Below are 19,700 nucleotides of genomic sequence, written 5' to 3'. Positions count from 1 at the left end.
CTGTTGAATATAGTATAAATTGAGTTTTAAGTACGAGTGCAGGAAAACTGCACATGACTTTACAGCATTAGAATCATACCATTTTTTACTTGGAAATTCAAGCATCGCTTCGGTCGTGCAGACGCTTTATCATGAAGTACGGTCTTTGCGCCGAGCCCGAAGTGTGCTATAGTATGTGTTAGAATGAACAGAAAATAAGAGGAATTGCAGATGGCAAGGAAAAAACATGAACATATTATAAAATCGGTCGTGCAGGGGAGTATTGCGGAAGAATTAGGAATTGAACCCGGAGATAAACTTCTTGCGATCGATGGTCAGGAGATTGAAGATATTTTTGATTATCAGTTTTATGTGGAAGATGAAGAAATCGTTGTCCTGATCGAGAAAGAAAATGGAGAACAATGGGAATTAGAAATTGAAAAAGATGCAGATGAGCAGCTCGGACTCGAGTTTGGTCAGGGATTGATGGATGAGTACCGTTCCTGCCGGAATAAATGTATGTTCTGCTTTATCGATCAGATGCCGGAAGGGATGCGGGATACGCTTTATTTTAAAGATGATGATTCACGGCTGTCCTTTTTGCAGGGCAATTATGTGACGCTTACGAATATGAGCGAGCATGATATTGAGCGTATTATCCGATACAGGTTAGAGCCGATCAATATTTCATTTCAGACAACGAATCCACAGCTTCGCTGTAAGATGCTTCATAACCGTTTCGCGGGAGATGCGCTGAAGAAGGTGGACAGGCTTTTTGAAGGCGGCATTGAAATGAACGGACAGATTGTATTGTGTAAAGGAGAAAATGACGGGGAGGAGCTGGAACGTTCGATCAAAGATCTGACAGCGTATATTCCGCTTCTTCGGAGTGTTTCAGTCGTACCGGTAGGGCTTACCAAATTTCGGGACGGGTTGTATCCGCTAGAACCGTTTACGAAGGAAGATGCCAAAGAAGTTTTATCTGTTATCCATAAATGGCAGGATCGTATTTATGAAGAGTACGGGATCCATTTTATTCATGCAGGAGATGAGTGGTATCTTCTTGCCGATGAGGAAGTGCCGGAAGAGGAACGTTATGATGGGTATCTTCAATTAGAAAACGGAGTCGGAATGCTTCGTCTTCTTTTTGAGGAATTTACCGAAGGATATCAGCAGCTTGTTGGAGATTCCCGCAGAGAGGAATTGTCGATTGCGACAGGAAAGCTGGCATATCCTTATATAAGCGCTATGGCAGAAAAGATAGAAGAAAAATTCCCCAATGTGAAAATTCATGTTTTCTGTATCCGAAATGATTTTTTTGGAGAACGGATTACGGTTTCAGGATTGATTACCGGGCAGGATCTGATGGCGCAGCTTCAAGGAGAAACACTTGGAAGCAGACTGCTTTTACCATGTAATATGTTGAAAACAGACGAAGATGTGTTTCTTGATGATTTTACGGTAAGACAAGTATCCGATGCTTTACAAGTTCCCATTGATATTGTAAAATCAAGCGGGCAGGATTTTATTGACGCAGTACTTGGAGAAGGATAGCGGATCATATTATATGACGCGGGAAAACACAAATACAGTAAAACAGTAAAATAGAAAGATCAGATTGAAAGGAAAATAGTATGAGTAAACCAGTAGTTGCGATTGTCGGCCGTCCGAATGTCGGAAAGTCAACTCTTTTTAATGCGTTGGCAGGGGAGATGATCTCCATTGTTAAAGATACTCCGGGCGTAACAAGAGACCGGATCTATGCGGATGTGACATGGCTTGATAAAGAATTTACAATGATCGATACAGGCGGTATCGAACCGGACAGCAAAGATATTATTTTATCACAGATGAGAGAGCAGGCACAGATTGCGATCGATACGGCAGATGTTATTATTTTTATAACGGATGTGAAGCAGGGACTTGTAGACGCGGATTCCAAGGTGGCGGATATGTTGCGCCGTTCTGGAAAGCCGGTTGTTCTTGTTGTAAATAAAGTAGATAATTTTGACAAATATATGGCAGATGTCTATGAGTTTTATAATCTTGGAATCGGCGATCCGATTCCGATTTCAGCGGCATCCAGACTCGGATTGGGAGATATGCTGGATGTTGTGGCAGGGAACTTTCCGGAAGGAAGCGCGCAGGCAGAAGACGACGATCGCCCGCGGGTTGCAATCGTAGGAAAACCGAATGTCGGAAAGTCATCCATTATCAATAAGCTGCTTGGAGAGAATCGTGTGATTGTTTCGGATGTGGCGGGTACGACGAGGGATGCGATCGATACCGAGATTGTTCATAACGGAAAGGAATATGTTTTTATTGATACGGCAGGTCTTCGAAGAAAGAATAAGATTAAAGAGGAACTGGAACGGTACAGTATTATCCGTACGGTAACAGCCGTAGAGCGGGCAGATGTCGTGCTTATGGTCATCGATGCGACAGAAGGTGTGACGGAGCAGGATGCAAAGATTGCAGGAATTGCTCATGAGCGCGGAAAAGGTGTGATCATTGTCGTAAATAAATGGGATGCCATTGAGAAAAATGACAAAACGATGCGGGAGTATGAAAGTGATATCCGACAGGTGCTTTCCTATATGCCGTATGCTGAAATCATGTATGTATCGGCAGCTACAGGTCAGAGATTGAATCGTTTGTACGATATGATCGATATGGTTATCGAGAATCAGACGCTTCGGATCGCAACCGGTGTTCTGAACGAAATTATGACCGAAGCCGTGGCAATGCAGCAGCCGCCGTCAGATAAAGGAAAGAGATTGAAGCTTTACTATATTACACAGGTTGCTGTCAAGCCGCCGACGTTTGTTATTTTTGTTAATGATAAAGAACTGATGCATTTTTCCTATACACGATATTTAGAAAATAAGATCAGAGAGGCGTTTGGTTTCAGAGGGACTTCCCTGAAATTCTTTATAAGAGAACGGAAAGAAAAGGGGTAAAAAAGATGGAGCGATTGATCTGTCTTGCGGTTGGATATGTGTGCGGTCTTTTTCAGACCGGATATTTGGTCGGCAAGATGAACCATATAGATATCAGGAAGGAAGGCAGCGGTAATTCAGGAACAACGAACGCCTTGCGTGTGCTCGGTTGGAAAGCCGGACTCCTTACATTTTTCGGAGATGTTTTGAAATGTGTGGCAGCGTTTCTTTTTGTACGGCTTATGTATCGTGGAAGCGACTGTCTGCCGCTTCTTGTGATGTATGCAGGGGCCGGGGTGACTCTCGGACATAATTTTCCGTTCTATATGAACTTTAAAGGCGGGAAGGGCATTGCGGTAATGGCAGGACTGGTAGTAATAAACAGCGGGTGGCATATGCCGAAAAGTATTCTTCTTCTCCTTGTTACAGCATTGTTTTTTCTCATTCCGGTGATCGTAACGAGATACATATCGGTTGGTTCTCTTTGTGCATATACTGCATTTTTGATTGAGATGATCTTGTTTGGGCAGTGGGGCTGGTTCGATATGGAGACCGGATATTGTTATGAGTTATATGGACTTGTATTTCTTTTGACTGTACTGGCATGGTATCGTCACAGAGAAAATATAAAACGTCTGATTAAAGGAACTGAAAATAAATTCGGTTCAAAAAGAAAGGGGCATTGATTTATGGCAAAAGTTGGGGTGATCGGCGCCGGAAGCTGGGGAACGGCATTATCCGTTCTTTTGGCAGATAACGGGCATCAGGTGACAATCTGGTCGATTGATGAAAATGAAGTGAAAATGCTTGATGAGAAGAGAGAGCATTTAATGAAGCTTCCGGGTGTAAAGCTTTCCGACAGTATGAAGATTACGGGAGATTTGAAAGCTGCTGTTACGGGGAAAGATTTTTTGGTGCTTGCAGTGCCGTCCCCGTTTACAAGAGCAACTGCGAAGAAAATGTCGGCGTATGTAGTTAAAGGTCAGATCATAGTTGATGTGGCGAAAGGAATTGAGGAGAGCACCTTGCTGACGTTGTCTTCCCAGATTGAAGAGGAGATTCCGCAGGCAGATGTGGCGGTTCTTTCAGGACCAAGTCACGCAGAAGAAGTTGGAAGGAGACTTCCTACAACATGTGTGATCGGAGCCAGAACACAGAAGACGGCAGAATATTTACAGTCAATGTTTATAAACCGGGTGTTTCGTGTTTACACAAGCCCGGATATTCTGGGAATTGAGCTTGGTGGTTCTTTGAAAAATGTGATTGCTCTTGCGGCCGGTATCGCGGACGGACTTGGATATGGAGATAACACAAAGGCGGCGCTGATTACCCGCGGAATTGCGGAGATCGCGCGGCTTGGGGTGAAGATGGGCGGAAAGATTGAGACGTTCACCGGATTGACGGGGATCGGCGATCTGATCGTTACATGTGCAAGTGTTCACAGCAGGAACCGCAAAGCAGGATATCTTATCGGTCAGGGAAAATCAATGCAGGAAGCAATGGACGAAGTTCAGATGGTTGTTGAAGGCGTTTATTCGGCGAAAGCGGCGGCAAAATTGTCGGAAAAATATGATATCCCGATGCCGATCGTAGAAGAAGTGAATAAGGTACTGTTTGAAGGAAAGTCACCGTCAGAGGCGGTAGATGATCTGATGCTTCGGGAATCACGTTCCGAGCATATGTCTCTTCAATGGGAAAAATAGTGTCATACCCCCTTTTGCAGATGCATACATTGTATCAGCAGAACAAGGGGGTATTTTTATGGAATCATTTCAAGTATACAAAGATATGAAAGCACGGACGAACGGAGAGATCTATATCGGTGTAGTCGGACCGGTTCGGACAGGCAAATCGACATTTATCAAAAGGTTTATGGATCTTTTAGTTCTGCCTAACATGACAGATTCTCATGCGAGGGAACGCACGCAGGATGAATTGCCACAGTCTGCGTCAGGAACGACAATCATGACGACAGAACCGAAATTTGTTCCGAAAGAGGCGGCGGGAGTGAAATTGTCAGATGATTTGGAAGTGAAGATTCGAATGATTGACTGTGTCGGATACATGACGGAAGGAGCATCCGGGCATATTGAAAAGGATGAAGAACGACAAGTAAAGACTCCGTGGTTTGAGTATGAGATTCCGTTTACGAAAGCAGCGGCGATCGGAACGCAGAAGGTGATACGAGATCACGCGACAATCGGATTTGTCGTGACAACGGATGGAAGTGTTACAGATTTGCCCAGAGAGAATTATATTCAGGCGGAAGAAAGAACGGTAAAAGAGTTAAAAACAATCGGGAAACCGTTTATTATCTTACTGAATTGTCAGAAACCGTATACAGAAGAGGCAAGAAAACTGTCTGCGGAACTTCGTGAAAAATATGAGGCGGCAGTAATGGCTGTGAATTGTGAACAACTGAAGGAAGAAGACATCCATGAAATTATGAGGCAGGTTCTCTATGAATTTCCGGTTACCGAAGTTGAGTTTTATGTTCCCAAATGGGTGGAGATGCTTTCAAGAGAACATAAGATCAAACAGAATCTCATGGAACATGTGCGCGGAATCATGGAAACAATGGATGATATTCGAAGTGTGGCGGCGAAAACATTCGAGGCGGAAGGTCCGTACATAGAACGCATTCTGACGGAAAAAATCGAGATGGATACGGGAAAAGTGCGGATAAAGATTGAATTTGCGGAATCTTATTATTATGAAGTGATCAGCGAAGTAACAGGAGAAGAAATTCACGGGGAATATGAATTGATGACCGCAATGAAAGAATTATCAAAGATGCGGGAAGAATTTTCAAGGATCAAAGACGCTTTTGCCGATGTGAAGATGAAAGGCTACGGTGTCGTAAGTCCGGCGAGGGAAGATATCCGTCTGGAAGATCCGGTAATTATTAAACAGGGAAGCAAATACGGTGTGAAAATCCGTTCTGAGGCTCCGTCAATCCATATGATCCGTGCGAATATCGAAACCGAGATCGCTCCGATTGTCGGAAATGAGAAGCAGGCAGAAGATCTTGCGGGATATATTAAAAAGGAAAGTGAGACGCCGGGCGGAGTATGGGGAACAAATATTTTCGGAAAAACAGTAGAAGAACTTGTGATGGATGGAATGCGGAATAAAATTGCGATGATTAATGATGAAAGCCAGATAAAACTGCAGGATTCGATGCAGAAAATCGTAAATGACTCAAACGGAGGCATGGTGTGCATTATTATCTGACAGCAGTCCTTGACAAGGAAATAAAAATAGTCTAGGCTTTCAGTATGACAAAAGAATTCAATAGGAGGCGTAAGATGAGTACGCAGTTTGATAAACTTGAGAAATGTTATGAATATTGCAGAACAGTGACAGATTTTATCCCCCGTGTCGGTCTGATCTTAGGATCCGGACTCGGGGGATACGCGAAAAATATGACGGTTGTAAAAGAGATTCCTTATAATAAAATACCGGAATTTCCGGTTTCAACGGTGCAGGGACATGACGGGAAGTTTTTGCTTGGATACATAGGAACAGTTCCTGCGATGGTTATGAAGGGACGCGTTCATTATTATGAAGGCTACACCCCTCAGGAAGTCATTCTTCCGGTTCGTCTGATGAAACGGATGGGGGTGGATATCCTTTTTCTGACCAATGCTGCCGGAGGAATCAATCTTGATTTTCAGGTGGGAGATTTTATGATGATCACAGATCATATTTCTTCGTTTGTTCCGTCCCCGCTGATCGGGGAGAATGTATCGGAATTAGGGGAGCGTTTTCCGGATATGACGCAGATTTACGATCGCGAATTGGCACAGATCATCGAGCAGACTGCTTTGGAAGAAAGCGTCGGTTTGAAAAAGGGCGTGTATTTGCAGACGTCAGGACCGAATTTTGAAAGTCCGGCAGAAGTCCGTATGTATGGACTTTTGGGAGCCGATGCAGTGGGAATGAGTACGGCATGCGAGGCTATGGCTGCCCGTCATGCGGGAATAAGAGTCTGTGGGATTTCGTGTATTTCTAATATGGCAAGCGGACTTGCACAAGAGGAGTTAAGCCATCTTGATGTACAGGCTGTGGCAGATCAAAGAGCAGAGGAATTTGAACGTCTTGTGACACGATCGATTGAAAAGATGTGCGAATAAGAGAAACAAAAGCAGGAGAAGAGGATGAAGACGAGAATATACAATGCAAGAATATTGACAATGGAAGAGAACCGTCCGATTTTTAGAGGGGAAATCCATATCAGGGACGGTAAGATTTCCTGTATAAAAGAAGCCGGAAGCAAAGAAAGGGAACGGGTGTGCGGACTGCTTTTGGGTGAAGAAAAGGAATGGGATGAAGAAATAGATGCGGCGGGAAATTTGATCATGCCGGGATTTAAAAATGCGCATACTCATTCAGCAATGACATTTTTACGGTCTTATGCAGATGATATGAAGCTGCAGGAATGGCTTTTTGACAAGGTGTTTCCGGCAGAGGCGAAACTGACTCGGGACGATGTGTATTATCTGACAAAACTTGCGATTTTAGAATATTTAACGAGCGGCATTACGGCGGCATTTGATATGTATAAGCTGAAAGCGGACAGTGCGCGGGCAGCGAGGGAATTGGGATTCCGAATGGTTTTCTGCGGAGATATCAATGATTTTGGAGGTACGTTGAAAGAGATGGAAGACGATTATCTTCGCTATCGACAGGAGGATCCTCTTTTATCTTATCAGTTTGGATTTCATGCAGAATATACAACGGGGCGCAGTTTGATGGAACAGATTGCACAGCTTGCAGGAAAATATAAAAAGCCGGTTTATGTACATTGTTCAGAGACGAAAAGGGAAGTGGAGGAATGCCGGGAAAAAAGCGGAATGACGCCTGTTGCATATATGGCATCTCTTGGCCTTTTTGAAAACGGAGGCGGATTATTCCACGGCGTTCATATGGATGAAGCTGACTTTGACCTTATGAAAGAGAAAAAAATAACTGTCATTACCAATCCGGCTTCAAACTTAAAGCTTGCAAGCGGAATTGCACCGATCAAAACCTATCTTGAGAAAGGAATTCCGGTTGCCATTGGAACAGACGGACCTGCAAGTAATAATTGTCTTGATATGTTTAAAGAGATGTTTCTTGTTACAGGACTTCAGAAAGCCATTCACAATGATCCGGAGGCGGTCCCGGCGGCAGAAGTTCTAAAAATGGCGACGGTAAACGGAGCGCATGCAATGGGACTTGACAACTGTGATATACTGGCAGAAGGAAAATGCGCAGATTTGATTATGATAAATCTCATGCAGCCGAATATGCAGCCTATTCAGAATATTGAGAAAAATATTGTGTACAGTGCAAGTAAGATGAATGTGAAAATGACGATGATAAACGGGAAAATCGTTTATCGGGACGGTATATTTGAAATAGGGGAAGACGTAGAAGGAATCTATGAACAGGCAAACCGGATTGCAGAAAGGATATTGTCAGATTGATACGGATGCCGGTCATTCATTTAGAGGGAAACAAAAGAAAGGGGTTACGAAAAGATGAGAGCAGCAATATTTACGATCGATACAGAAAGTTATGAAGCAAAGAAAAAAAGTGCGGCCGGAGAGGCGTTAAAGCGTATGTTGGAACAAAACAGGCTGGAAGTAAAGGCGGCGGGGGTACTTCCGAGAGACCAGGAGGTCCTTTCTACCGTTTTCCGCCAGTTGGCAGATTCAGGTTCCATTGAATTGATCATAACAACGGGAGCAACAGGGTATTTAGAACAGGATTGTGCTCCAAGGGCAGTAAAGGAGGTTTCAGAGCAGCTTTTGCCGGGAATACCTGAAGCGCTTAGAGCATATAATCTCAGATACTCTAAAAAAGCGATGCTTGACTGTATGGCAGCAGGCATTCGGAAACATACGCTGATTGTGAATCTGCCGGAAAGTGCCAAAACGGCAAAAGAAGATATGGAATATATCTTATCTGAAGTTGTACAAGTTGTGGAGAGTATTAATTTATGATGAAGGTAACATATATCGGACACAGTGGTTTCCTTGTGGAGACAGCGGACGCGCTTTTTCTGTTTGATTACTATAAAGGAACGATTCCGCAAATGAATCCGGAAAAAAAGCTTTTTGTTTTTGTAAGCCATCGGCATCACGATCATTATAATGAGGATATTTTCAGATTGAAAGAAATCGTTTCCCAATCCCGGTATATTCTTTCTTCAGACGTGCGTGGATCAGTTACGAGGCAGGAAGATGAGGAAAATGTCATATATATGTCTGCGGGAGAAGAACAGAAGATAGATGGATGTTATGTGCGGACGCTTCGCTCGAACGATGAAGGAGTTGCGTTTCTGGTTCGTTATGGCGATCAGACGATGTACCATGCGGGAGATCTGAATTGGTGGCATTGGGAAGGAGAATCCGAGGATTATAACAAGAAGATGCGCCGTTCCTATCAGACGGAAATCAATAAAATCTGTGGAGAAAAGATCGACGCGGCATTTGTTCCGGTTGATCCGAGGCTGGGCGAACAGTATTGCTTTGGAATAGATTGTTTTATGAAGCGGACGGAAACAAAACAGGTGTTTCCGATGCATTTTTGGGGAAATTATGATGTGTGCGGCCGCCTGATGCTTGAAGAGTGTACGAAAGATTATCAGGACAGGATCGTAAAGATCGAACAGGAAGGACAGACATTTATATGCAGGTGAAAATATATACAGATGGAGCCGCGAGAGGCAATCCTGACGGCCCGGGAGGGTATGGGACTGTTTTGGAGTATATTGATACGAAGGGAGTTCTCCATACAAAGGAGTTGTCTCAAGGATACGTCAGAACGACAAATAACAGGATGGAACTGATGGCGGTGATCGCAGGACTAGAGGCGCTGAATCGTCCGTGTGAGGTGGAAGTTTATTCAGATTCACAGTATGTAGTAAACGCGTTTAACCAGCATTGGGTAGACGGATGGATTAAAAAAGGATGGAAGCGCGGGAAAAATGAACCGGTGAAGAATCCGGATCTTTGGAAACGGCTTTTGGCGGCGAAAGAAAAACATGAGGTATCTTTTCATTGGGTAAAAGGACATGACGGACACCCGCAAAATGAAAGATGTGATCTGCTTGCTACCTCGGCGGCAGATGGAGATACACTTCTTGTTGACGAAGGAGTGGGAAAATAGTATAATCAAATACTGTGTTAAGTAAGACAGACAATCGCGGATGCAGATGCCGAAAGGCGGCAGACGAGGAAAGTCCGGGCTTCATAGGGCAGGATGCCGGATAACGTCCGGTGGAGGTGACTCCCAGGCCAGTGCAACAGAAATATACCGCGTCAGCAATGCGTTTCATTGCCGGCGTAAGGGTGGAAAGGCAGTGTAAGAGACTACCGCCTCTGCGGTAACGGAGAGGGCACATGTAAACCCCATTCGAAGCAAGACCGGATAGAAGCAATGTGGCGGCCCGTCACGCTTCAGGTAGGTCGCTTGAGCACGGCGGCAACGTCGTGCCTAGATAGATGATTGTCCACGACATAACCCGGCTTATCGTTTTGCTTAACACATTTTATTTCCCCTTTCTACTTTAGCAGTATAAAGCTGTAATTCGGTAAAATTATTTGCAGTCAGTTGAAAGGATGATTATTTTATAATAGACAGGAGAGAAAGCAATGGGTATGAAAATAAACGCGCATCTTCCGATTCCGGCAGATTTGAAAGCAGAATATCCGATTCCTTCGGAAATTCTCAGGATCAAAGAAGAAAGAGATAAGGAAATACGGCAGATTTTTGAAGGAAAGTCAGACAAGTTTCTTGTAATTGTCGGTCCGTGTTCGGCGGATAATGAAGATTCAGTATGTGAATATGTATCAAGATTAGCAAAAGTGAATGAAAAAGTATCAGATCGTTTGATGATCGTTCCGAGAATTTATACGAATAAGCCGCGAACAACAGGCGAGGGATATAAAGGGATGCTGCATCAGCCAAAGCCGGATGAAGCGCCGGATCTTTTGGCCGGGATCATTGCCATTCGAAAGATGCATATCAGAGCAATCGAGGAAAGTGAACTTACAGGGGCAGACGAGATGTTATATCCTGAAAACAGAAGTTATCTCGATGATATTTTGTCATATGAGGCAATCGGTGCCAGATCTGTGGAAAATCAGCAGCATCGTCTGACAGCCAGTTCAATGGATATTCCGGTCGGAATGAAAAATCCGACGAGTGGAGATTTTTCTGTGATGCTTAATTCCGTAGTGGCAGCGCAGAGTTCTCATTCTTTTATTTACAGAGGAATGGATGTGACGACTGACGGAAATGATCTTGCACATGTAATTTTGCGCGGTGGAGTCGATAAATACGGAACATGTATTCCGAACTATCATTATGAAGATCTGATCCGTCTTTCTGACATGTATCAGCAAAGAGATTTGAAAAATCCGGCGGCGATCATTGACGCGAACCATTCAAATTCCAATAAACAGTTTAAAGAGCAGATTCGAATTGTCAGCGAGGTGCTGCATAGCAGAAATTATAACAGCGAATTAAAAAAATTGATCAAAGGTGTTATGATCGAGAGTTATTTGGAAGAAGGCTGTCAAAAAATCGAGGAAAACCGCATCTATGGAAAATCGATCACAGATCCGTGTCTTGGATGGGAAGATACGGAAAGATTGATCTATAAGATCGCAGAAGAGTGTTAGTACTAAAGATAGTAAAAGCGTTGAATAAGTTTTTGAGAAATAGAAAAGGAAATGAACGGGGAGTCAAGTGTGTTTGGCAGCCATTCATTTCCTTTTTTGAATACAGGGGAAGTTTATCTTTGTCTGCGGTATTTTTCTTCGCAGTATTTGCAGCGATAGATTTGGTTTTCTTCATCTGTCAGGACGAAAACGTGATCCAGTTCCTGTTCGATCGAAGTAATGCAGCGTGGATTCTTACAGCGAATAACATTTCGGATCTCTTTTGGAAGGGTAAGCTGTTTCTTGCTGACAATCTGCTCGTTTTCGATAATATTTACCGTGATATTATGATCGATAAATCCTAAGATATCAAGATCCATAAAATCAATGGGACATTCGATCTTCATAATGTCTTTTTTCCCCATTTTATTGCTGCGGGCATTTTTGATAATCGCGACGCAGCAGTCCAGTTTATCAAGATGGAGATATTTGTAGATCTCCATACTTTTTCCGGCTTCAATGTGATCAAGTACGAAGCCTTCTGTAATGCTTCCGACATTCAATGTGTTTTTAACCATGATCTGTTCCTTTTCCTTTCTCAGTCAACATGAATTTCAAGCAGTGTGAGAATCAGTGCCATACGTACATATACGCCGTATTGAACCTGGCGGAAATAAGCGGCGCGAGGGTCGTTGTCGACTTCCGTTGAAATTTCGTTTACTCGCGGAAGAGGATGGAGCACATACATATCTTCCGGCGCAAGTTTCATTTTTGCTTTGTCAAGTATGTAGAAATCTTTCATGCGGACATAATCTTCTTCGTTAAAAAAACGTTCTTTCTGAACCCTTGTCATATAGAGAATATCCAGATTCGGCATTGCATCTTCTAAGCGAACGACTTCTTCATAAGGAATATTTTTTCGGTCAAGCACTTCGTGGCGAATGTATTCGGGAAGTCTTAATTCCTCAGGAGAAATCAGAATAAACCGGATACCTTCATATCTCACAAGTGCGTTGATCAAAGAGTGAACGGTACGTCCGAACTTTAAGTCGCCGCACAGACCGATCGTCATATTTCCAAGACGCCCTTTTACATTGCGGATTGTAAGCAGGTCGGTCAATGTCTGTGTCGGATGCTGATGTCCGCCGTCCCCTGCGTTGATGACCGGAATCGAGGAGTGCTGACAGGCAACCATAGGAGCTCCTTCTTTCGGATGTCTCATGGCGCAGATGTCGGCATAACAGGAAATGGTGCGGATCGTGTCTGATACACTTTCTCCTTTTGCCGCGGAGCTGGAATCAGCGGAAGAAAAGCCCATAATGCTTCCGCCTAAATTCAACATAGCTGCCTCATGACTCAACCGGGTTCTTGTGCTCGGTTCATAAAATAGTGTTGCAAGTTTCTTCCCTGCACAGGCATGTGCATATTTTGCCGGATGTGCTTCGATATCCTGAGCAAGATCCAGCAGTTTGTCAAGTTCTTCCACTGAAAAGTCCAGCGGACTCATTAAATGTCTCATACAAAACCTCCTAAAATCTTTATTTATAATATACTAAAATCTGTTCCTTTTCAACTGTAAACTTCCCCGGAGTATGTTTGGAAGAGGGATGCCGGAATCTGTGTTATAAACGGTCTTGGGAATCGTGGGATTCTGCTTTTATATTTAGATATTTTTACAGAAATGTAGATTTTGAGAAAAAAATATACTATACTGTTGAGAAAAGAAAAATTTGGGGGCATCGGAGGAAAAAAATGACAGCGCTGGATGAGTTAAGAGGAAAACTGGATAAGATAGATGATGAGATCGCAAGACTTTATGAAGATCGAATGGAAGTTTGCCGGAAAGTCGGAGAATATAAAGTAAAATCAGGAAAAAAAGTGTTTGACAGACAACGGGAGAGAGAAAAACTTTCAGATGTTATGTCGAAAGTGGACGGTGAGTTTAATAAGAAAGGGATACAGGAGCTGTATCAGCAGCTTATGTCTATGAGCCGCAAACTTCAATACAGTCAGCTTGTGGAGGCGGGAGCGCTTGGACGTCTTCCGTTTATCAGGGTTGATGATTTGGATCGGGAGAATGCACGCGTTGTATTTCAGGGGACGGAGGGAGCTTACTCTCAGGCTGCGATGTACCAGTTCTTTGGACAGGGCGTAAACAGCTTCCATGTAAGAACGTTTCGGGAGGCAATGGAAGCGATAGAGGAAGGTTCGGCTGACTATGCAGTGCTTCCGATTGAGAATTCTACGGCAGGTGCGGTGAATGAAATGTATGATCTGCTTGATGAATTTGAAAATTATATTGTGGCAGAGACGATCCTTCCGATCGTGCATACATTATCAGGGCTGCCTGGGGCGGCACTTTCGGACATAAAAAAAGTGTATTCGAAAACCGAGGCTCTCATGCAGACGTCAGATTTTTTAGATGAGCATGGAGATTGGCAGAAGATCAGTGTTGTCAATACTGCCATCGCAGCGAAAAAAGTGATTGAGGAGCAGGATATTTCACAGGCTGCGGTATGCAGCTCCTATGCGGCGAAAGTACATGGGCTGGAAATTCTTGTTGATGGGATCAATAATGATGAAGACAATTCCACACGTTTTATTGTTGTGACGAATCAGAAAATCTTTTTGAAAGAAGCTTCCAAAATCAGTATTCGGTTTGAATCACCGCATCAAAGCGGATCGCTGTACGGAATTTTATCTCATTTTATATACAATGATCTGAATATGACAAAGATTGCCTCGCGTCCAATCAAAGGACGTCCGTGGGAATATTGCTTCTTTGTTGATTTTGAGGGGAATTTGGAAGATCCTGCTGTAAAAAATGCGATCAGGGGACTTCGGGAAGAGGCAATGAATCTGAAAATACTCGGAAATTATTGATAGAAGTGCCAAGATATAAGAGGGCGGAAGGAGAGAGCAGAAAATGCGTACAAATGAACTGATGCTGTATAAAAATATGGAGCATGGCGAGATCTTGCAGGATATGACATTTCTTATGGAAAACTGTGAGAATGAATATTATAACAGGGAGGATTTAAGAAGTCTTCTTTACGAATGTATGAATGAAATATTGGAGCTTTCCGTAAGTCATGGGTTTGAGGGAAATCTTTGGCATACATATCTGACATTTCTTCTTGTTAACGATGAAAATGCTTACAGTACATCATGTGAGATCGTTGGGGAAATTGACGGAAGCATTAATGAAATTGCCCTTCATGATTTTCAGATTTTTAAAGAATTGTTTGATTACGATTTTCAGAAAATGGAGCGACAACTTTCGGCAGAATGTATGCAGATCCTTTTTGATTATAAGAATACAAGCAATGCAGGGAAAGTCTTTAATCGACGGGTTCGGGACCGGATCTGTACTCTTTCGCAGGGACTTGGCTCATCCGGGGATGCAGTTGATTTTAAGAGAAAGATGACACAGTTTTACAAAGAATTCGGCGTTGGAAAGCTGGGACTTCACAAAGCGTTTCGGATCGATCATCCAGAAGGCCAAGAGATGTCTGTGGAACCGATCACAAATATTGCACATGTGCATCTTGACGATCTTGTAGGTTATGAGATCGCGAAAAAGAAACTGACGGATAATACAGAAGCTTTTGTAAAAGGAAAAAAGGCGAATAATTGCCTGTTATTCGGAGATGCCGGTACAGGAAAGTCTTCTTCGATCAAAGCGATCTTGAATCAATATTATGATCAGGGACTTCGGATGATCGAGGTGTATAAACATCAATTTCAAGATTTAAATGATGTGATCGCACAGATTAAAAATCGTAATTACAAATTCATCATCTATATGGACGATCTGTCTTTTGAAGAGTTCGAGATCGAATATAAATATTTAAAAGCGGTGATTGAAGGCGGATTGGAGAGAAAACCGGATAATGTTTTGATTTATGCGACCTCAAACAGGCGTCATCTGATCCGTGAGACGTTCCGGGATAAGGCTGACAGAGATGAAGATTTACATACGAACGATACGGTTCAGGAAAAATTATCGCTTGTGGCAAGGTTCGGTGTGACAATTTATTTTGGCTCTCCTGACAAGAAGGAGTTCCGGCAGATCGTCCGTGCGCTTGCACAGAAGAATAAAATAGACATGCCGGAAGAAGAACTGTTTTTGGAAGCAAATAAATGGGAACTGGCTCACGGCGGCCTTTCAGGAAGGACGGCGCAGCAGTTTATTGATTATCTTTTGGGGCAGAATTAACGGCGCAGAAGTGTATTGAGTATCTTTCAAGAGAGAATGAAACAGGCGTCAGACATTCATCAGTGTTTTGAGAATGTCTGACGCCTGAAATTTTATAGATCTGAAGTTTTAGATATTCTTTAGATATCCGAAATTTTATACGCCTGAAATCTTCTGGAGATCACGGATGTCGCTGTCGATGATCAGAGAATAATTTGTGTAGTAAACAACAAATCCGGGTTTTGCCCCTTTTGGTTTTTTGACATGCTTTTTTTCCACATAGTCGATTTCCACTTTTTCGCTTCCGCGCATACTTGAATAATAAGCGGCAAGCCGTCCGGCTTCTTCAAAAGTACGGTCAGGAAGTTCTTCTCCGTTTGTCTTTACGATTACATGGGAGCCGGGAGCTTGTTTTGCATGAAACCACCAGTCGTTGCCGGCAGCAAAATCAAATGTAAGCGCATCGTTTTGCAAGTTGTTTTTTCCTACATACATATGAAAACCGTCGCTTGAAAGGTAATGAAGCGGTTCGTTTTTCAGTTTTATTTTTTTGCGGACTGCTTTGCGGCGGATATATCCGGTTTCAGACAGTTCTTCCTTAATGGCGGCAAGGTCATCTTCTGTCATTGCGATATCAAGAGCTGTCTGTATCGATTCGAGATATGTGATCTCATCTTTTGTTTCCTGACTTAATTGAGTAAGCGCTTCAAAGGTTCGTTTTTGTTTGTTGTATTTTGCAAAAAAACGTTGTGCATTTTCCTGTGGAGTTTTTGTCGGATCTAAAGGGATCGTGACGGTTTCATTTGTGTAATAATTCAGCGCTTCCATCTGTTTTGCCCCTTCGGGAACACCATATCCGTAGGCGTTGATCAGTTCGCCGTAAACTTTGTATTTGTCTCTGTTTTCCGTGTCTTTTAGCTGACGCGTCTGCAGATCATATTTCTTTCGATTCCTTTCAAGCGCAATCTGTATAATGTGTCTGAGATCGACGGATTTTTGACGAATCCGTGTGATTTGACTTCTTTCCGAATAGTAGGTGAGAAGAACTTCGCACACAGAAGGCAAGAGTTTCTTTTCATATCCGGTAAGATGGGTGAGTGCAAGAGCTGAAAATTCTTTCGGTTCTTGCTTGTCATAGTAGATCGCTGGTTCGAATTTTCCTTCTTTTACCGCAGATAAATAGATGGTGAACTGGGTATACAGATGAAAGAGGATGTCGTGGTCATATTCTTTCGCCGGAATGTCTGAGTCGATACCTGAAAGAAAGCAGATCTCTTCGGCCGTAACCGGACTGATACCTGTAAAACTTGTATATAGAGCTTTTGCCACCGGCATCGGTTTTTCACAGATAAGCGGGAAAAATTCTTCCCATTCTGTTGCAATAGGATCTTTTTTGTGCATCGTATCCGGAATAAAATATTCCCGTCCGGGCAGAACTTCCCTGACAGAACTCATCTGGGCAGGAACGTGTTTGATACTGTCTATGATCAGTCCGTCCTCGGAACAGAAAATGATATTACTGTGTTTTCCCATAATCTCAACGATAAGTTTTTTTCTGCAAAGGTCTCCAAGCTCGTCAAAATGTTCGATCGTAAAACAAATGATCCGTTCCAGTTTTGGCTGCGAGATTTCGACAATGCGTCCGTTGCTGATATGCTTTCTTAAAAGCATACAAAAATTCGGCGCAGTGATGGGGCTTGGTTTATTTGTGTCTGTAAGGTAAACAAGCGGAAGAGAAGCGTTTGCAGAGATCAGAAGGCGGTGCTGTCCGCGGGGGGATTTGACCGTAAGAAGCAGCTCGTCTGTTTCGGGCTGAGCAATTTTCGCAATTCGTCCGTCTGTTAAATTTTCTTTGAGTTCGTGGACAAGTGCTGCCACGACGATTCCGTCAAAAGCCATGATAAATTCTCCATATCTTAGATTGTTCGGAAGAAAGAATAAAACGATTTTTCTTTTCAATCCGAATATAAAAGAAAGTATACCATAATCAGAGGAATGAAAAAAGACCTGTTGACCATTTGCACGCCTTAGAGGTATAATAACTAAAATTACAGCTATCGTCAGCATAACAGTATCTGAAAGATAATATGCCTGTTGACGAAATGAAAAATACGAGGAACAGCAAGATGATAAAAAGCATGACAGGGTTTGGAAGATGTGAAGTTCTGAAGGACTCAAGAAAATTTACAGTAGAATTGAAAAGTGTGAACCACAGGTATCTTGATGTGAATATTCGGATGCCGAAGAAATTGAACTTTTTTGAAACATCGATTAGGACGCTTCTGAAATCTTATGCAGACAGAGGAAAAGTAGATATTTTTATTACATACGAAGATTTGTCGCAGTCACAGGTTTCTGTAAAATATAACGCGGCGCTTGCGGCTGAATATTTGAACTATCTGAATCAGATGGCGGAACAATTTTCTTTGGAAAATGACATCCGTGTCAGTACGTTGTCTAAATATCCGGAAGTATTTACGATGGAAGAGCACAGTGAGGATGAGGAAGAACTCTGGAACGGATTGAAAGAAGCTTTGGAAAGTGCATTTCGTCAATTTGTGGAGATGAGGACGAAAGAGGGAGAACGGCTGAAAAAAGATATTTTGTCTAAGTTGGATTTCCTCAGCGGTCAGATTACATTTATCGAACAACGGTCTCCGCAGATTGTTGCGGAATATAAGGAAAAGTTGGAAGAGAAGATGAGGGAATTGTTGTCGGATACACAGATCGACGATAATCGGATTGCAGCAGAAGTGATTCTTTTTGCAGATAAGATCTGTACGGATGAGGAAGTGGTGAGACTGAAAAGTCATATTCAACATATGAAAGAAACATTGGATGAATCAAACGGAATCGGAAGGAAGCTTGATTTTATTGCTCAGGAAATGAATCGGGAGGCGAATACGATCTTGTCGAAAGCAAATGATTTGGAAGTGTCGAACTGTGCGATCAGTCTTAAGACAGAGATTGAGAAGATCAGAGAACAGATACAGAATATCGAATAGGAGGGAATACTGTGGACAGAAAAGGAATTTTGATCGTTGTATCGGGATTTTCAGGATCGGGAAAAGGAACGCTGATGAAAGAACTTCTGTCAAGATATCCTGATACATATGCGTTGTCTGTCTCGGCGACAACGAGGCGGCCAAGAGACGGAGAACAAGATGGAAGAGAATATTTTTTCATAACAGAAGATGAATTTGAAAAAATGATTGCCAAAGAGGAATTGATAGAGTATGCTAGATATGTGAAAAATTATTATGGTACTCCGAAGGAGTATGTAAGAAAGCAATTAGATGCGGGGAAAGATGTAATTCTTGAAATAGAAATACAGGGGGCTTTGAAAGTAAAAGAAGCGTTTCCCGATACATTGCTTTTATTTGTGACACCACCGAATGCCGAAGAACTGAAAAAAAGGCTGGTAGGCAGAGGAACGGAAACGATGGATGTGATCGAGTCCAGAATGAACCGCGCCTGTGAAGAAGCAGAGGGAATGGGACATTATGATTACCTTGTCGTTAATGATGATTTGGAGTTGTGCGTAGAAGAGATGCACACGATTATCCAAGGTGAGCACCGCAGAAGTTTTCGGAATGAAGCATTCATGAAGACGATAAAAGAAGATTTGGAAAGATTGAAAGGAGAAAATTAAATATGCTGCATCCGTCTTATACAGATTTGATGAAAGTTGTAAACAAAGATGTCGAAGAAGGGGAAACAAAAATTGTCAACAGTCGTTATTCGATCGTGATGGCAACATCAAAGCGCGCCAGACAGTTGATCGCCGGAGACATTCCGCTTGTTGATGTGAAAGAAGGAGAAAAGCCGCTGTCGATTGCGATTGAAGAGCTGAATAAAGGCGAGTTGAAGATCATGGCCGAAAGTGCGGCAGAAGAAGAGTAAGAACAATGAGGCAGAACCAAAAGGTAT

General features: G+C 42.8%; 19 protein-coding genes and 1 other RNA gene. 17 read left to right on the top strand and 3 right to left on the bottom strand.

The features are described 5' to 3' along the window. The first annotated feature begins 210 nt into the window (after positions 1-210). The 12 genes from RCH61_RS03015 to RCH61_RS02960 all read left to right on the top strand — a co-directional run bounded on the left by RCH61_RS03015 (position 211) and on the right by RCH61_RS02960 (position 11,593). A complete protein-coding gene (locus RCH61_RS03015) occupies positions 211-1,533 on the top strand; it encodes a DUF512 domain-containing protein (RefSeq protein ID WP_306479838.1) in 1,323 nt (440 codons plus the stop codon). An 80-nt stretch (positions 1,534-1,613) separates the two neighbouring features. After that, entirely contained in the window at positions 1,614-2,939 is a 1,326-nt protein-coding gene (gene der / locus RCH61_RS03010; RefSeq protein WP_306479837.1) for a ribosome biogenesis GTPase Der, read from the top strand. 5 nt (positions 2,940-2,944) lie between these two features. Beyond that, a complete protein-coding gene (gene plsY / locus RCH61_RS03005) occupies positions 2,945-3,604 on the top strand; it encodes a glycerol-3-phosphate 1-O-acyltransferase PlsY (RefSeq protein WP_178007799.1) in 660 nt (219 codons plus the stop codon). 3 nt (positions 3,605-3,607) lie between these two features. Beyond that, entirely contained in the window at positions 3,608-4,621 is a 1,014-nt protein-coding gene (locus RCH61_RS03000; RefSeq protein ID WP_178007801.1) for an NAD(P)H-dependent glycerol-3-phosphate dehydrogenase, read from the top strand. 58 nt (positions 4,622-4,679) lie between these two features. Further along, complete coding sequence (gene spoIVA, locus RCH61_RS02995; RefSeq protein WP_178007803.1) at positions 4,680-6,152, top strand: stage IV sporulation protein A; 1,473 nt, start codon at positions 4,680-4,682, stop codon at positions 6,150-6,152. 74 nt (positions 6,153-6,226) lie between these two features. Next, positions 6,227-7,054 carry a purine-nucleoside phosphorylase gene (locus RCH61_RS02990; protein WP_178007805.1) on the top strand — a complete coding sequence of 276 codons (828 nt, stop codon included), beginning with the start codon at positions 6,227-6,229 and terminating at the stop codon, positions 7,052-7,054. Between the two features lie 24 nt (positions 7,055-7,078). Next, positions 7,079-8,389 (top strand): amidohydrolase family protein, encoded by a 1,311-nt coding sequence (locus RCH61_RS02985; protein WP_306479836.1) that lies wholly within the window; start codon positions 7,079-7,081, stop codon positions 8,387-8,389. 54 nt (positions 8,390-8,443) lie between these two features. Continuing rightward, on the top strand, positions 8,444-8,908 hold the full coding sequence (locus RCH61_RS02980; protein ID WP_306479835.1) for a MogA/MoaB family molybdenum cofactor biosynthesis protein: 465 nt from the start codon (positions 8,444-8,446) through the stop codon (positions 8,906-8,908). After that, positions 8,905-9,606 (top strand): MBL fold metallo-hydrolase, encoded by a 702-nt coding sequence (locus RCH61_RS02975; RefSeq protein WP_178006610.1) that lies wholly within the window; start codon positions 8,905-8,907, stop codon positions 9,604-9,606. The genes RCH61_RS02980 and RCH61_RS02975 overlap by 4 nt, the downstream gene beginning before the upstream one ends. After that, a complete protein-coding gene (gene rnhA / locus RCH61_RS02970; protein WP_178006609.1) occupies positions 9,597-10,076 on the top strand; it encodes a ribonuclease HI in 480 nt (159 codons plus the stop codon). The genes RCH61_RS02975 and rnhA overlap by 10 nt, the downstream gene beginning before the upstream one ends. Positions 10,077-10,094: 18 nt before the next feature. Next, an RNA gene (rnpB, locus tag RCH61_RS02965) (RNase P RNA component class A) lies at positions 10,095-10,455 on the top strand. Between the two features lie 106 nt (positions 10,456-10,561). Beyond that, the gene (locus RCH61_RS02960; RefSeq protein WP_306479834.1) at positions 10,562-11,593 is read left to right on the top strand and encodes a 3-deoxy-7-phosphoheptulonate synthase; all 1,032 of its coding nucleotides are present in this window, start codon (positions 10,562-10,564) and stop codon (positions 11,591-11,593) included. A gap of 113 nt (positions 11,594-11,706) precedes the next feature. Here RCH61_RS02960 and RCH61_RS02955 read toward each other — a convergent pair whose 3' ends face one another. Next, the gene (locus RCH61_RS02955; RefSeq protein ID WP_306479833.1) at positions 11,707-12,150 is read right to left on the bottom strand and encodes an aspartate carbamoyltransferase regulatory subunit; all 444 of its coding nucleotides are present in this window, start codon (positions 12,148-12,150) and stop codon (positions 11,707-11,709) included. Between the two features lie 20 nt (positions 12,151-12,170). Beyond that, complete coding sequence (pyrB, locus tag RCH61_RS02950) at positions 12,171-13,091, bottom strand: aspartate carbamoyltransferase (RefSeq protein ID WP_306479832.1); 921 nt, start codon at positions 13,089-13,091, stop codon at positions 12,171-12,173. Between the two features lie 233 nt (positions 13,092-13,324). Between pyrB and RCH61_RS02945 the strand changes: the two genes are divergently transcribed. Further along, a complete protein-coding gene (locus tag RCH61_RS02945) occupies positions 13,325-14,455 on the top strand; it encodes a bifunctional chorismate mutase/prephenate dehydratase (protein ID WP_306479831.1) in 1,131 nt (376 codons plus the stop codon). Positions 14,456-14,498: 43 nt separating this feature from the next. Continuing rightward, a complete protein-coding gene (locus RCH61_RS02940) occupies positions 14,499-15,791 on the top strand; it encodes an ATP-binding protein (protein WP_306479830.1) in 1,293 nt (430 codons plus the stop codon). A gap of 135 nt (positions 15,792-15,926) precedes the next feature. Here RCH61_RS02940 and RCH61_RS02935 read toward each other — a convergent pair whose 3' ends face one another. Further along, positions 15,927-17,669, bottom strand: coding sequence for an Rqc2 family fibronectin-binding protein (locus RCH61_RS02935; protein ID WP_306479829.1), 1,743 nt, complete (start codon positions 17,667-17,669; stop codon positions 15,927-15,929). A 227-nt stretch (positions 17,670-17,896) separates the two neighbouring features. On the opposite strand from RCH61_RS02935, the gene RCH61_RS02930 reads away from it, so the two are divergent. Genes RCH61_RS02930 through rpoZ form a run of 3 tightly spaced genes read left to right on the top strand, consistent with a single transcriptional unit; the run spans position 17,897 to position 19,673 of the window. Further along, the gene (locus tag RCH61_RS02930; protein ID WP_306479828.1) at positions 17,897-18,775 is read left to right on the top strand and encodes a YicC/YloC family endoribonuclease; all 879 of its coding nucleotides are present in this window, start codon (positions 17,897-17,899) and stop codon (positions 18,773-18,775) included. 11 nt (positions 18,776-18,786) lie between these two features. Continuing rightward, positions 18,787-19,422 carry a guanylate kinase gene (gene gmk / locus RCH61_RS02925; RefSeq protein ID WP_306479827.1) on the top strand — a complete coding sequence of 212 codons (636 nt, stop codon included), beginning with the start codon at positions 18,787-18,789 and terminating at the stop codon, positions 19,420-19,422. Between the two features lie 2 nt (positions 19,423-19,424). Continuing rightward, positions 19,425-19,673 (top strand): DNA-directed RNA polymerase subunit omega, encoded by a 249-nt coding sequence (gene rpoZ, locus RCH61_RS02920; protein WP_306479826.1) that lies wholly within the window; start codon positions 19,425-19,427, stop codon positions 19,671-19,673. The last annotated feature ends 27 nt before the right edge of the window (positions 19,674-19,700 follow it).

Source organism: Mediterraneibacter sp., from assembly GCF_030825015.1.
Classification (GTDB): domain Bacteria; phylum Bacillota; class Clostridia; order Lachnospirales; family Lachnospiraceae; genus Mediterraneibacter.
This window is presented reverse-complemented; position numbering and strand designations above follow the sequence as displayed.